The sequence below is a fragment of the Ruegeria sp. C9 genome (genome assembly GCF_056537585.1).
On sequence record NZ_JBQFRU010000005.1, the window covers coordinates 254,233 to 266,296 of the forward strand.

A 12,064-nucleotide genomic window follows, 5' to 3' on the forward strand; every position below is an offset into this window, starting at 1 on the left:
GGGCGAGATTGATACTTCCGGCGGGGCGCAGTTGATTTTCAACAGCGCCCCGTTCTCTTTTCCAAAGCATATGGCGAAGTACTTACTCTGCACCTTCGCGCAGACCATGATGATGACTAAACACCGGCTGCGCATGAAGCACCTCTGATCGGAAATCCGCCATGCGCCCCGGTAGCGCGCGATAGAATGATGCCAAACCTGGCTCAACCGCCATCGCATGCTTGGCACACTCCTTGCACAACCCAGCGACTACGGTCTGTGATTCCCGTGCGCGTATCGCCTCTAGTAGACCTATGTGTGCGGTCTGCAGCTTTTGAAACGATGCACTGCCTGCAACTTCTCGATCTCCGACCAGTACATAAACAGGCTCTGGCTCGCTTTTGCCTTTCAAATCCACGAAGCCCGCCTCTAGCAGCGCAAGATCAGAATTGGTGACACGGCGAATAGATTCTGAGACCAGAATATCATAATCCACATGTCGGCAGTTTTGTTCGATCCGCGCTGCCACATTCACCACATCTCCGATTACTGTATAATTGAACCGGCGCCGCGAGCCGATATTGCCGACGCAGGCGACTCCGGTTGCGCAGCCAGTCGCCAGAACGATGGGAGGACGCCCGCGCATGATGGGCAAAGTGTTGAACTTATCTAACGCGCCGCGCATCTTCAGCGCGGCCAAAGCAGCGCGGCACGGGTGATCATCCACGGGCAGCGGTGCATTCCAAAAAGCCATAACCGCATCGCCGATAAATTTGTCGATCGTTCCACGCTCGACCAGAATCTGATCCCCGATCTCTGAGAACAGCGCATTCAGCAAGGCCACCAGATCGGTGGCTGATACAGATTCGGACAATGGCGTGAAGCCCCGAATGTCCGAAAACATCACCGTGATCTCCTGAGATTCACCTCCCAATTGCAGTTGATGCCCGTTGGCCTCCATCTCATCGAGGATTTCCGGTGCAACATAATGCGAGAAAGTCTGGCGGATCACCCGCTTCTCCCGCTCGGTCGAAACAAAGAGGTACCCGGCCAGAAGCCCGAAATTGGCCATACCTCCGGCCAAAGGGAAGGTCGCATCAAACAGAACCGACTGGTTCTGGAACGCCAACCAACTGATGGCAATCACGGCCGATGCGGCCACTCCGCCTGCAGCAAAAGAAGCGACCGCCCCATAGTTGGACATGACCACTGTGACAACGACGCCCAGGATCACGAACGCCAACAACTCAAGCGCTGAGGTAACATCCGATCTGCTCAGCACATCGCCAAGGATGATCTGTTCGATAATCTGGGCGTGGATCGAAACACCGGGAACAGATTCACCCAGAGCCGTTTCGCGCATATCGAACAGGCCCGCCGCAGAGGTGCCGACCAGAATGATCCGTCCTTCTATCTCTGACTGAAGCGTTGGATCACTACCGCTGCGCATGACATCATCGGCCGACAGATAGAGGCCAGGATTGTCCCGCCTGTAACGCACCCAGATCTCGCCATTCTCGGTGGTCGGCAGCACAAAATCACCCAGACCAACCTCAAGCATGATGCCGATCTCGTCCTGCGATCCTTCCGCAAAATAAACGGATTCGCCCATGGCCACCCGCAGGGCTTCAACCCCAAGCGCAGGTAATACACCGTTGGGCCCGGACCAAAGCACAGGGACCCGTCGCACCACACCCAAACTTCCTTGGGGCGAAACATTAACACCCCCGATCCCGGCCGCTTCTTCCCCCAATGGCGGTGCCAGAGAGGTCCAGTGGGCAACGCTGACAAGGCCAGCTGCGGGGTTCTCTCCGATTTCAACTAACCCCGCCTTCGGTACAATGGCCGAACCGCTATCGGTTTGCCGGGCTGCCACACCCAGAACCACTGGCCATTTCGCAACTTCGTCCCCAAATCTGACGTCATTGTCCAGATCGATCGCGGCCTGATCCACCTGCAGTAGTCCGGACAAGGTCGGGTCTTGCAACAATCGCATCGGAGAGTATCGGTCGGGCTCGGCAAACAGCATATCAAAGGCAATCGCAGCGGCACCGTATTCGCCCAATCGTTCGACCATCTGACCCAACAGGGTACGAGGCCAAGGCCATTGGCCCCATTCTGCCAGAGACCTTTCATCAATATCCACCACGCGGACCGGCAGATCCGGGTTGTAGGCCCGTGGTGAAATCCGCTGCAGGATATCGAAGTAAATCAATCTGGACATTTGAACGGGATACGGATCCGCGACCCTAATGAAGCAGCCCATCAAGATCAGCCCCAAGCCTACAAGCCTGAATACTAATCGATGCCCAATTTTGTCTCTTATCTTACCCACCACGTTCACCTTCCAGGCGCAGGGGAACATGAAAATATATGTAACCTGATGCTACCAACCAGCTATCGCTGAAGCGTTACCTGCCGTCGCCGTTGCCCTGACACCCGATCCACCGCTATCTCCACTGGATGCGTTTACGGATGTTCTCGTTTCACCCGAGGCGCTTACACCTGCGCGCGCTGATGTCCCAGAACGCCCTTCGGCGCTGGCTGAGGCCCGGTCTGGCGCTTCGGATCGCCCGCTTTCGCGGGCCGCCGACACCTCAGAACGACCTTGTTCCGTTTGCCGCCGCGCTTCGCGCCGCTCTGGCCTTTCAGATTCAATCTTTAGGGCCTGAGCCTGTCTGCCCGAACACCCTTCGGCACTCACCCGAAACGGTGGCAGCAGTTGCGTTTGCGAGCGTATGAAGGGAAAACCACCTTTTAGCGCTTTGTCATACTGCTCCTGATCTATCGGGCGCCCCACCTGACCGCCCGAACCGGTCGCAAAGAGACTGCACTGTCGGCTTGCCGACCGGCATGACCCGCGTCGGCCGCACATCTGAACGGTGCCCTCGATAACCAGCATCGCGCTTTGGCTGCCGGATGTAATCCACATGTCAAATGTCGTTCCCCGCACGGCCATGGTGGCATCGGGCGTTTTGATCGAATAAGCGCGCTTTCTGCTTTTGCCCGAAATGAAACGGAAACTGCCGCCCAGCGCCTGCACGGTGAAGTTTTTTGCCTTCCGATTGCCTCGCAGCATTGAGACATCCAGGATCATTCGCGCGTTCGGACCAACCGCGATCTTGGTTTCATCTACAAACACCAATTGAACCACGCCTGATCTGTCGGTCGAAATAGTATCGCCTGAAACAACATCCATCCCTTCACGCAAGCGTATCTTTTTACCGGCCCGGATAATATCCGCGCCCGGTTTAGCACTGAGCACTTTTCCGATTGATGCGATGGCCGACGCAGGCAGCGTCGCTAGAACCAAGAAAACACAAAACAATTTCAACCAGGCCAAACCCAAGTCCCCTTCCCCCAAAAGGTACCTACCAGGGTGCCAAACACCCCACGCCCGATATCTGTCGCCTCAGAAAGCTAAATCTGAATAGTTATTAGAGCCTTAAAACTAGACAAATATGCGCCAGAACAGGTGGAGTTGGCAAGGTTTTGCATGTTTTTCAGCATTTCGGGGGTTTCGCACCCCTGCTTCCGGTAGCCCCAGCGCTCCTTCTTGTGGGTTTGATCATCGGTATTCAGAAAAATTTTCCAGACATAGAAAATCGCCTTGTATCTGGATGACAGGCAAGGATATACCGGCCAGCGGAGACGTGGCCGAGTGGTCGAAGGCGCTCCCCTGCTAAGGGAGTAGGCGGGAAACCGTCTCGAGGGTTCGAATCCCTTCGTCTCCGCCACCCATACCGGGCATCACCTGCGATGCCCGCCATGGTCTGAACGATCTCATAAAATCATCCCACTGAATTCACGGCATTTCACGGGCGTTGCACACTACCATTTCTCAAGGCGGATTGGATCGCTCGCATCAACCATTGCACCCTGATGCCGGAGCTTGGTGCGTTGTCTGCAGTACAATTCAGCCCAGGATGTTGGAGGCGGTGAGATATCTATCTTCGTCGCCCTAGAAAGCTCAATTTGGCAAACTGGCGCAATCGACACCCGTTACGGATTCAAAAAAAGGCCGTCCCAACTGGGACGGCCTTTCATTCACTGTCTCTCGAAAGAGGTTCAGGCAGCCAGCGCGGCCTGTGCTTTGGCGACGATCGCGCCGAACGCTTCCGGTTCGTGCACAGCCAAGTCGGCCAGAACTTTGCGGTCCACTTCGATACCGGCCAGGTTCAGGCCGTTAATGAAGCGGGAATATGTCAGTGCCTCGTCATGCGAACGGACAGCGGCGTTGATACGCTGGATCCACAGCGCGCGGAAGTTGCGCTTGCGGTTCTTGCGGTCGCGGGTTGCGTACTGGTTGGCCTTGTCTACGGCCTGACGGGCAACCTTGAAGGTGCTCTTGCGGCGGCCATAGTAACCTTTGGCAGCCTTGATGACCTTCTTGTGACGGGCGTGAGTTACGGTTCCACCTTTAACGCGGGACATCTCTTAATCTCCTCTTAGCGGTCGTAGGGCATGTAGCCCTTGACGATCTTGGCGTCGGGGGCGGACAGGGTGGTGTTGCCACGGGCGTCGCGGATGAATTTCTTGGTCCGCTTGATCATACCGTGCCGTTTGCCGGCCTGGCCAGCAAGGACCTTACCGGTCGCAGTCACCTTAAAGCGCTTTTTGGCGCTCGACTTTGTCTTCATCTTAGGCATTTCCGTCTCCTTTCGGGGTTCGGTTTCAAACGCGACTCGGCATGCCATCTCGGCCGGTCACGCGATCAGAAGCGCCGTTTACGCAAGTTCGGTCATACTGGCAAGGGGGTTTGGGCCAGAATCTGCGCTTTTTGCAGGCTGGCTAGGCACCGGGGCGACGCGCGCCGCCCCGGTGGTTTGGATTAATGTTCGAATTTGCGGATTTCACCGCTCTTCAAACGCTCTGCATAAGATGCCAGTTCCTGACGTACCACTTTCATCAGGAAGTAGAGCGCGAAGACGTTCACAACCGCCATGGCAAAGATCGCCGCATCCGAGAAGTCGATAACGGGGCCAAGGTTGGCCGCTGCACCGATGACTACGAAGATGCAGAAAATGACCTTGAACACCAGCTCTTTGGTCTGGCCTTCACCGAACAGATAAGTCCAGGCCTTGAGGCCGTAGTAGGACCAGCTGATCATGGTCGAGAAGGCAAACAGGACCACGGCGATCGCCAGCACGTATGGGAACCAGCTGAACGCGCTGCCGAAGGCGGCAGAGGTCAGGCTAACGCCCGAGTTGCCATCAACGGTTGCAATCGCGTTGCCCGCCTCGTTCAGCATATAGTTTCCGGTCTCCGGATCGACGATCAGCTGCTGGGTGATGATGATCACCAACGCGGTCATGGTACAGATTACGACCGTATCAATGAACGGCTCCAGCAGAGACACAAAGCCCTCGGTGATCGGTTCTTTGGTGCGAACCGCCGAGTGGGCAATCGCCGCAGAACCAACGCCCGCTTCGTTCGAGAACGCCGCACGCCGGAAGCCCTGGATCAATGCGCCGACCATACCGCCAGCAACACCAAGACCGGTGAAGGCTCCTGCGAAGATCTGGCCAAAGGCCCAACCGATCTGATCCGCGTTCATCAGGATGATCACCAGCGCCGCGGCCACATACATCACGCCCATGAAAGGAACGACTTTCTCAGTCACGCGCGCGATGGATTTCAGGCCGCCCACGATCACTGCAAAGACGATGCCTGCAAAGACCAGGCCAGTGATCCAGCCCGGGTAATCTCCGACGATGCCTGCGATCTGCTGATGCGCCTGATTGGCCTGGAACATATTGCCCCCACCAAGCGCGCCAAGGATGCAGAAGATCGAGAACAGAACGGCCAGAATTTTACCGCCCGGCAGGCCCAGTTCGTTGAACCCTTTCGACATATAATACATTGGACCACCAGAAACGGTGCCGTCATCATATTCGTTGCGGTACTTCACACCCAGCGTACATTCGGTGAATTTCGACGCCATGCCCAACAGGCCCGCGACAATCATCCAGAAAGTTGCACCTGGCCCGCCGATACCGACGGCGACCGCAACACCGGCAATATTACCGAGGCCAACTGTACCGGACAGCGCCGTTGCCAGCGCCTGAAAGTGGCTAACTTCACCCGCATCATTGGGATCAGAATAGTCACCTTTCACAAGGCTGATCGCATGACCGAAGAAACGCAATTGTACAAAGGCAAAATAAAGCGTGAAGACGGTCGCGGCGATCACCAGCCAACCCACGATCCAAGGGAACCCGGTGCCCGGAAACGGGGCAAAAATAAAGCTGACGAAAGGCCCGGTGAAATCAGCAAAGGCCTGGTTGATTTTATCGTCCAACCCGACCGCCTCCTGTGCGGCAGTGGGGCTCGCAACCAGAGCGGCAAGTGCTGCCAGACTCAGTTTGTTCTGAATATTCATCATAATCTCTCCCCTCAGTTCACGACCGTAACCGGAACATCGGCGTGCATGACAAGGTTCTGGGTCGAACTGCCAAACAGGCGTTTTTTAAACCCATCTGCCGAGGCCCGACCCACAACGATCTGGGAGCCACCGTTTTCAACCGTGATTGCATTCAGCGTTTCCGCCACATCTCCGTGACGGACGATGCCGCGCGCCTCGAATCCTGCAGCCTTCAACGCTTCGACCGCTGGCTCGATGATCCGTGACGTAGCTAACGCAACCTCTTCTTCGCGCCGTTTGTGGCGCAGGGCGTTCTCTTCTGGTGTCTGGAATGTGAAAGGAGACCATTCGATGACGTAAACCGCCAGAAGCTCGCATGAACCGATACGCCCGGCCAAGTCTTTGGCAAAGGCGATCGCGCGTTCTCCGGTTTCTGTCCCGTCCAGTCCTATGACAATTTTCGTTGTCATGCCGTTCCTCCGTTATTGTTGCTTTGGCCGGGGCCCTCGCCCCCGGCAGGGCAGCCGGAACCTGGAACTTGCTTGAGTAGACCGCCCTAAGGGCAAGTATCCCGAAAAAACACGCAAAAACAGAGAGATTATTGCTGGATACAACCCTCAAACTTCTAAGGCACTGTAAATAAATATTATTATATGCCCAAATATTAGGCATGCGCTTTGTATCAAACTGAAATTAGTAGTGGTGATCCGGGCTTAGCCCGGATCAGTGTTGTAGATCAGCCGTTCATCACAAGGGGCTATACGTAAGATGTTGGTAGTGCCAGGAACATTGAAAGGGACGCCGGCGGTGACCACAATCTGATCAGTCTCAGCGGCGAAACCACCCGATCGGGCGGCGCGAGCGGCGCTGACGACCGCGCCTTTGAACCGCTCCTGTTCAGGGGTTAAGACGCAATGACAGCCCCAGCTCAGGCATAGCCTGCGAGCGGTGCCGGTGGCGGGAGTCATCGCGATGATAGGCACACCGGGACGCTCACGGGCGGTGAGCAAGGCGGTGGTCCCGCTTTGAGTGAAGCAGCAGATGGCTTTGATGTCAGTCTTTTCGGCAATCTCGCGTGCCGCAGCCACGATACCATCAGCGATGGTCGTACCCTTGGCGGTACGCGACGCGGCAATAATCTGAGTGTAGGTTGGGTCAGCTTCAACTTCGATGGCAACCTTGTTCATCGTCTGAACCGCCTCGATGGGATAAGAACCAGCAGCCGATTCAGCACTCAGCATGATTGCATCGGTACCCTCGTAGATCGCGGTGGCCACGTCCGAAACCTCGGCCCGTGTGGGCATTGGGCTTTCGATCATGCTTTCCAGCATCTGGGTTGCGACAATCACAGGCTTCGCGGCTGTACGGCATTTACGCACCAGACGTTTTTGGATCGGGGGGACTGCCGAAACAGGCAGTTCGACGCCCAGATCACCCCGCGCAACCATGATCCCGTCTGAGGCGTCAAGGATATCGTCAAAAGCTTCGACCGCAGCAGGTTTTTCGATCTTGGACAAGATCGATGCTCGGCCATCCGCCAGTGCGCGCGCCTCGAACACATCCTTGGCACGCTGAACGAAGCTCAGCGCCAACCAGTCCACACCCAGTTGGCAGACAAATTCCAGATCGTCGCGATCCTTGGCCGACAGCGCTGCCAATGGCAGCACCACGTCAGGCACGTTCACACCCTTGCGGTTCGAAATCGTGCCACCGACTTCGACCGTGCAATGTGCAAAATCCTGACCGCAATCCTGCACGATCAGACGAATCTTTCCGTCATTGACCAGTAGGCGCGCACCTGGCTCCAATGCGGCAAAAATTTCGGGATGTGGCAGGCAGACCCGGGTGATATCCCCGGCTGCCGGATCAAGATCCAGACGGAATGCGGCGCCCTCCTCCAGTTCTTCCGCATCATTTGCAAACACGCCAACGCGCAGCTTTGGCCCCTGCAGATCAGCCAGAATCGCGATCGGGCTTTCCAGATCCTTTTCGATCTGCCGGATTATACGGTGCCTCTCGCGAATCTCATCGTGGCTGCCATGGCTCATGTTCAGCCGGAATACATCGGCCCCGGCCTCATGCAGCGCACGGATGGTGTCATAGTCATTGGACGCCGGTCCCAGCGTCGCCACGATTTTCACATTTCTCAGGCGTCGCATTGATCAGGCTCTCCTCAAACGCGTAAATGTTACCGCAAACATTGCTCAGGCTGCTTATTGCGCAATTCCCTTTCCAACGCAACTGTCCTACACCTGCGACAAACAAGATGACAGGCTCATGACATACTCTCCGTTTTTTGTTCACGGCGCGGATCGCCCGTCGCGTTGGCTGATTACTTGCGACCATGCAACCAACATGGTGCCGCCCGAAATCAGCGGCGGAGACCTGGGCCTGCCGCGCGAAGATATGGAACGCCATATCGCTTATGACGTGGGCGCCTACGAGGTCTCAAAGCATCTGGGTGAGGTTCTGAACGCCCCCGTAATCGCAGCCAACTTCTCGCGCCTCGTGATTGACCCCAACCGGGGCGAGGACGATCCGACGCTGTTGATGAAGCTCTATGACGGCTCGATCATCCCCGGTAACCGACACGCAGATGCGACCGAGCGTGAGCGTCGTCTGACCATGTGCTACCGGCCCTATCACGATGCGCTGGCAGAGCTTGCAGCCCTGCCGCATGCGGTCATCATCTCGATGCATTCCTTTACGCGCCAGCTCCGTGGCCGCGATCCTCGGCCGTGGCACATCGGCGTCTTGCACACACCGGATGAGCGGTTCTCGCGCCCGCTGATCAACCGGTTGAACGCCGAGGATGATCTGTGCGTTGGGGTAAATGAACCCTATACAGGTGTGCTACCCGGCGATGCGATCGACAAGCATTGCAGCAGTTTCGGCCGTCCTAATGCACTGATCGAACTGCGTAATGATCTGATTGCGGATCATGACGGGCAACGCAGCTGGGCCGAACGATTGGCCGTTATTCTGCAGGATGCACTGAACGATAGCGGACTATGACGTAAGGTCACTTCATGCCGCTTCCGATCCTCGAAATATTGTGAGCCAATATACTGACACCCATATATTAAGGGAAAGGAGACGACCATGACTCAGGAATTCCTGACTACTGTCTTCGGCTGGATGACCGCCCTTAACATCGCTGTTTTGTTGTTCAGCACACTTATGATCCTCATCATGCAGGACTGGATTGCAGGCGTGCATGGCAGAATGTTCCAAATGGAGCGGGCCGACGTAAAGAGGGTCTATTTCAGATATCTTGCGAACTACAAAATCCTGACAATCATTTTTTGCCTTGTGCCGTGGCTGGCCCTCAAACTGACATAAAGCATCCAAACCTGACGTTCCAAGGGGCCTTAGGGCCTCTACTGTTCGTTGTAACATGGCCCACGGATTGCTAGGTCAGGTCCAGAACGCAAGACAATCATTCGGAGCCCGACAATGGACAAGCAAACCGAAATCGAACTTCAGGCCGCAGCGTTTCGCCGTTTGCAGCAGCATCTGATGCAGGATCGCACCGACGTACAGAACATCGATATGATGAATCTGACCGGGTTCTGCCGCAATTGCCTGTCGCGCTGGTATCAGGAAGCCGCCAATGCCAAGGGCATCGACATGGACAAAAACGAAGCGCGCGAGATTTTCTATGGCATGACCATGGATGAGTGGAAGGCCAACTACCAGACCGAAGCGAACGCCGAGAAACAAGCCGCCTTCAAGGTCGCGTTTGAAGAGAACGTCACGAAAAAAGGCTGAAGCCCCGAAAACGAAAAATGCCCGCCGTTTTGGCGGGCCTTTGCTTTAGATTGCGGCCTTTCGGCTTTCGTCCAGATAGATCTCGCGAAGGCGTTTGGCAATCGGGCCCGGCGTGCCATCACCCAGTGCCACGCCGTCAATCTCAACCACCGGCATGACAAAAGCGCTGGCCGAAGTGGTGAAGGCCTCATCCGCCTCTTTCGCCTCATCGATGGTGAACAGGCGCTCCTCAATCTCCATCTGCGCCTCGGCGGCCATGCGCAGAACCGCCTTGCGGGTGATGCCGTGCAGAATGTCGTTGGACAGCGGGCGGGTGACGATCTTGCCGTTCTTGACGAAATAGGCGTTGTTGCTGGTGCCTTCGGTGACATAGCCATCTTCAACCAGCCAGGCATCGTCACAGCCAGCCGCTTTCGCCATCATCTTGCCCATGGACGGATACAGCAGTTGCACGGTTTTGATATCGCGGCGGCCCCAACGGATGTCATCGATCGAAATGACCTTGGCCCCTTTCTTCGACGCGGGGCTGTCGGCCAGACCTGGCTTATTCTGCGTGAACAGAACCAGCGTAGGCTTGGTATCCGCTGACGGAAACACAAAATCCCGGTCGCCGTCACTGCCGCGCGAAACCTGTAGATAGATCAGACCTTCTTCGATGTCGTTCAACTCGACCAGTTTGCGATGGATTTCCAGAAGTTCTTCTTTGCTGCAGGGTTCAGCCATCTGTAACTCGTCCAGCGAGCGTTTCAGCCGCACCGCGTGGCCTTCGAAATCGACCAGCTTACCATCCAGCACACTGGTTACTTCATAGACGGCGTCTGCAAACAAGAAACCCCGATCAAAGATCGAGACGCTTGCCTCGGTTTCAGGCAGGTATTCGCCATTCACATAAACGGTGCGGGTCATGTTCTTCTCCTCAGCCCCAAAGTGCCGCTTTGGGCGGATGCACTCCGGCGTCATCAAAAATAAGGGATGTGTCGCGGTCTTCTGCCAACAAAAGCGGTCCGTCAAGGTCCGTCACCATCGCACCCTGCGCGACCAGCGTTGCAGGTGCCATGGCCAGCGAACTTCCAACCATGCATCCGACCATGATGCCATAGCCCTCGGCCAGCGCGGCCTTGCGCAGTTCGAGCGCCTCGGTCAGACCGCCGGTCTTGTCGAGTTTGATGTTCACCACATCATATTTGCCTTTTAGCGCAGGCAAGCTGGCCCGATCGTGACAGGATTCGTCGGCACATACCGGCACCGGACGATCCATGCCGATCAGTGCATCATCCTCACCGGCTGGCAGAGGTTGTTCAACCAGAGCAACGCCCAGTCGCACAAGATGCGGCGCAAGATCGGCGTACACTTCAGCAGACCAACCCTCATTGGCGTCGATAATGATTTTGGACTCCGGCGCACCAGCCCGCACGGCCTCAAGCCGGGGCATGTCGTCCGGTGTACCAAGTTTGATCTTCAACAAGGGTCGGAACGCATTTTCTGCCGCCTGTGCCTGCATTGCCTCGGGAGTGTCCAGGGAAAGAGTATAGGCCGTAACTTCAGGCCCCGGTGCGGCAAGTTCCGCCAGCTCCCACGCCCGTTTGCCGGAGCGTTTCGCCTCAAGGTCCCAAAGCGCGCAATCCACTGCATTCCGAGCCGCGCCGGCAGGCAGCAGATCCATCAGGGAATAGCGAGAGAATACGTCGGGCAGGCCGGCAATCTCGGCCTCGACTGAATCCAGCGTTTCGTCATAGCGCGCATAGGGCACGCACTCGCCCCAACCATGATGCACACCATCCGAGATCCGAACCGTCAGGACCTTTGCCTCAGTCCGTGAGCCGCGCGAGATAGTGAATACCTGCGCCAGCCGAAATACATCGCGGGAAACGTCAATCTGCACGCGTTCAACCTTTCATCGAAAGTGATGTCTGTTGCCGACAGCAAGGGGCGATCGGCAACCTGCTTAGA

General features: G+C 56.4%; 12 protein-coding genes and 1 tRNA gene. 4 read left to right on the plus strand and 9 right to left on the minus strand.

The window, feature by feature from the left end:
• Positions 1 to 82: 82 nt before the first annotated feature.
• Both ACR0NE_RS14760 and ACR0NE_RS14765 read right to left on the minus strand, forming a co-directional pair.
• Positions 83 to 2,203: a CHASE2 domain-containing protein gene (locus tag ACR0NE_RS14760; protein ID WP_480459842.1), complete on the minus strand. Its 2,121-nt coding sequence runs from the start codon at positions 2,201 to 2,203 to the stop codon at positions 83 to 85.
• Positions 2,204 to 2,365: 162 nt separating this feature from the next.
• The gene (locus tag ACR0NE_RS14765) at positions 2,366 to 3,322 is read right to left on the minus strand and encodes a FecR family protein (RefSeq protein WP_480459840.1); all 957 of its coding nucleotides are present in this window, start codon (positions 3,320 to 3,322) and stop codon (positions 2,366 to 2,368) included.
• Positions 3,323 to 3,626: 304 nt separating this feature from the next.
• Here ACR0NE_RS14765 and ACR0NE_RS14770 point away from each other — a divergent pair.
• Positions 3,627 to 3,716 (plus strand) — tRNA-Ser (locus ACR0NE_RS14770).
• 331 nt (positions 3,717 to 4,047) lie between these two features.
• On the opposite strand, the gene rplT is transcribed toward ACR0NE_RS14770, so the two are convergent.
• The 5 genes from rplT to pyk all read right to left on the minus strand — a co-directional run bounded on the left by rplT (position 4,048) and on the right by pyk (position 8,502).
• Positions 4,048 to 4,413, minus strand: coding sequence for a 50S ribosomal protein L20 (gene rplT, locus ACR0NE_RS14775; RefSeq protein ID WP_008756009.1), 366 nt, complete (start codon positions 4,411 to 4,413; stop codon positions 4,048 to 4,050).
• Between the two features lie 14 nt (positions 4,414 to 4,427).
• The gene (rpmI, locus tag ACR0NE_RS14780) at positions 4,428 to 4,628 is read right to left on the minus strand and encodes a 50S ribosomal protein L35 (protein ID WP_010443552.1); all 201 of its coding nucleotides are present in this window, start codon (positions 4,626 to 4,628) and stop codon (positions 4,428 to 4,430) included.
• 182 nt (positions 4,629 to 4,810) lie between these two features.
• The gene (locus ACR0NE_RS14785; protein WP_170597221.1) at positions 4,811 to 6,361 is read right to left on the minus strand and encodes an alanine/glycine:cation symporter family protein; all 1,551 of its coding nucleotides are present in this window, start codon (positions 6,359 to 6,361) and stop codon (positions 4,811 to 4,813) included.
• A gap of 14 nt (positions 6,362 to 6,375) precedes the next feature.
• Positions 6,376 to 6,813: a universal stress protein gene (locus ACR0NE_RS14790; RefSeq protein WP_170395586.1), complete on the minus strand. Its 438-nt coding sequence runs from the start codon at positions 6,811 to 6,813 to the stop codon at positions 6,376 to 6,378.
• A gap of 243 nt (positions 6,814 to 7,056) precedes the next feature.
• On the minus strand, positions 7,057 to 8,502 hold the full coding sequence (gene pyk / locus ACR0NE_RS14795) for a pyruvate kinase (protein ID WP_170395584.1): 1,446 nt from the start codon (positions 8,500 to 8,502) through the stop codon (positions 7,057 to 7,059).
• Between the two features lie 118 nt (positions 8,503 to 8,620).
• On the opposite strand from pyk, the gene ACR0NE_RS14800 reads away from it, so the two are divergent.
• From ACR0NE_RS14800 to ACR0NE_RS14810, 3 genes are all read left to right on the plus strand, one after another.
• Entirely contained in the window at positions 8,621 to 9,358 is a 738-nt protein-coding gene (locus tag ACR0NE_RS14800; RefSeq protein ID WP_170512699.1) for an N-formylglutamate amidohydrolase, read from the plus strand.
• A gap of 87 nt (positions 9,359 to 9,445) precedes the next feature.
• Positions 9,446 to 9,685 carry a DUF6868 family protein gene (locus tag ACR0NE_RS14805; RefSeq protein WP_170423583.1) on the plus strand — a complete coding sequence of 80 codons (240 nt, stop codon included), beginning with the start codon at positions 9,446 to 9,448 and terminating at the stop codon, positions 9,683 to 9,685.
• A 114-nt stretch (positions 9,686 to 9,799) separates the two neighbouring features.
• Positions 9,800 to 10,114, plus strand: a complete 315-nt coding sequence (locus ACR0NE_RS14810) for a DUF1244 domain-containing protein (RefSeq protein ID WP_170395578.1) — start codon at positions 9,800 to 9,802, stop codon at positions 10,112 to 10,114.
• Positions 10,115 to 10,159: 45 nt separating this feature from the next.
• On the opposite strand, the gene ACR0NE_RS14815 is transcribed toward ACR0NE_RS14810, so the two are convergent.
• The gene (locus tag ACR0NE_RS14815; RefSeq protein ID WP_170395576.1) at positions 10,160 to 11,020 is read right to left on the minus strand and encodes a D-amino-acid transaminase; all 861 of its coding nucleotides are present in this window, start codon (positions 11,018 to 11,020) and stop codon (positions 10,160 to 10,162) included.
• Positions 11,021 to 11,030: 10 nt separating this feature from the next.
• Positions 11,031 to 11,996 (minus strand): N-acetyl-D-Glu racemase DgcA, encoded by a 966-nt coding sequence (gene dgcA, locus ACR0NE_RS14820; RefSeq protein ID WP_170597220.1) that lies wholly within the window; start codon positions 11,994 to 11,996, stop codon positions 11,031 to 11,033.
• Between the last annotated feature and the right edge of the window lie 68 nt (positions 11,997 to 12,064).

Excerpts from the sequence above, each read along its gene's own strand:
- ACR0NE_RS14790 (WP_170395586.1), bottom strand. The coding sequence starts at position 6,813 with ATGACAACGAAAATTGTCATAGGACTGGACGGGACAGAAACCGGAGAA.
- ACR0NE_RS14785 (WP_170597221.1), bottom strand. The coding sequence starts at position 6,361 with ATGAATATTCAGAACAAACTGAGTCTGGCAGCACTTGCCGCTCTGGTT.
- ACR0NE_RS14760 (WP_480459842.1), bottom strand. The coding sequence starts at position 2,203 with ATGTCCAGATTGATTTACTTCGATATCCTGCAGCGGATTTCACCACGG.
- ACR0NE_RS14815 (WP_170395576.1), bottom strand. The coding sequence starts at position 11,020 with ATGACCCGCACCGTTTATGTGAATGGCGAATACCTGCCTGAAACCGAG.
- ACR0NE_RS14810 (WP_170395578.1), top strand. The coding sequence starts at position 9,800 with ATGGACAAGCAAACCGAAATCGAACTTCAGGCCGCAGCGTTTCGCCGT.
- ACR0NE_RS14800 (WP_170512699.1), top strand. The coding sequence starts at position 8,621 with ATGACATACTCTCCGTTTTTTGTTCACGGCGCGGATCGCCCGTCGCGT.
- rplT (WP_008756009.1), bottom strand. The coding sequence starts at position 4,413 with ATGTCCCGCGTTAAAGGTGGAACCGTAACTCACGCCCGTCACAAGAAG.
- rpmI (WP_010443552.1), bottom strand. The coding sequence starts at position 4,628 with ATGCCTAAGATGAAGACAAAGTCGAGCGCCAAAAAGCGCTTTAAGGTG.
- ACR0NE_RS14805 (WP_170423583.1), top strand. The coding sequence starts at position 9,446 with ATGACTCAGGAATTCCTGACTACTGTCTTCGGCTGGATGACCGCCCTT.
- pyk (WP_170395584.1), bottom strand. The coding sequence starts at position 8,502 with ATGCGACGCCTGAGAAATGTGAAAATCGTGGCGACGCTGGGACCGGCG.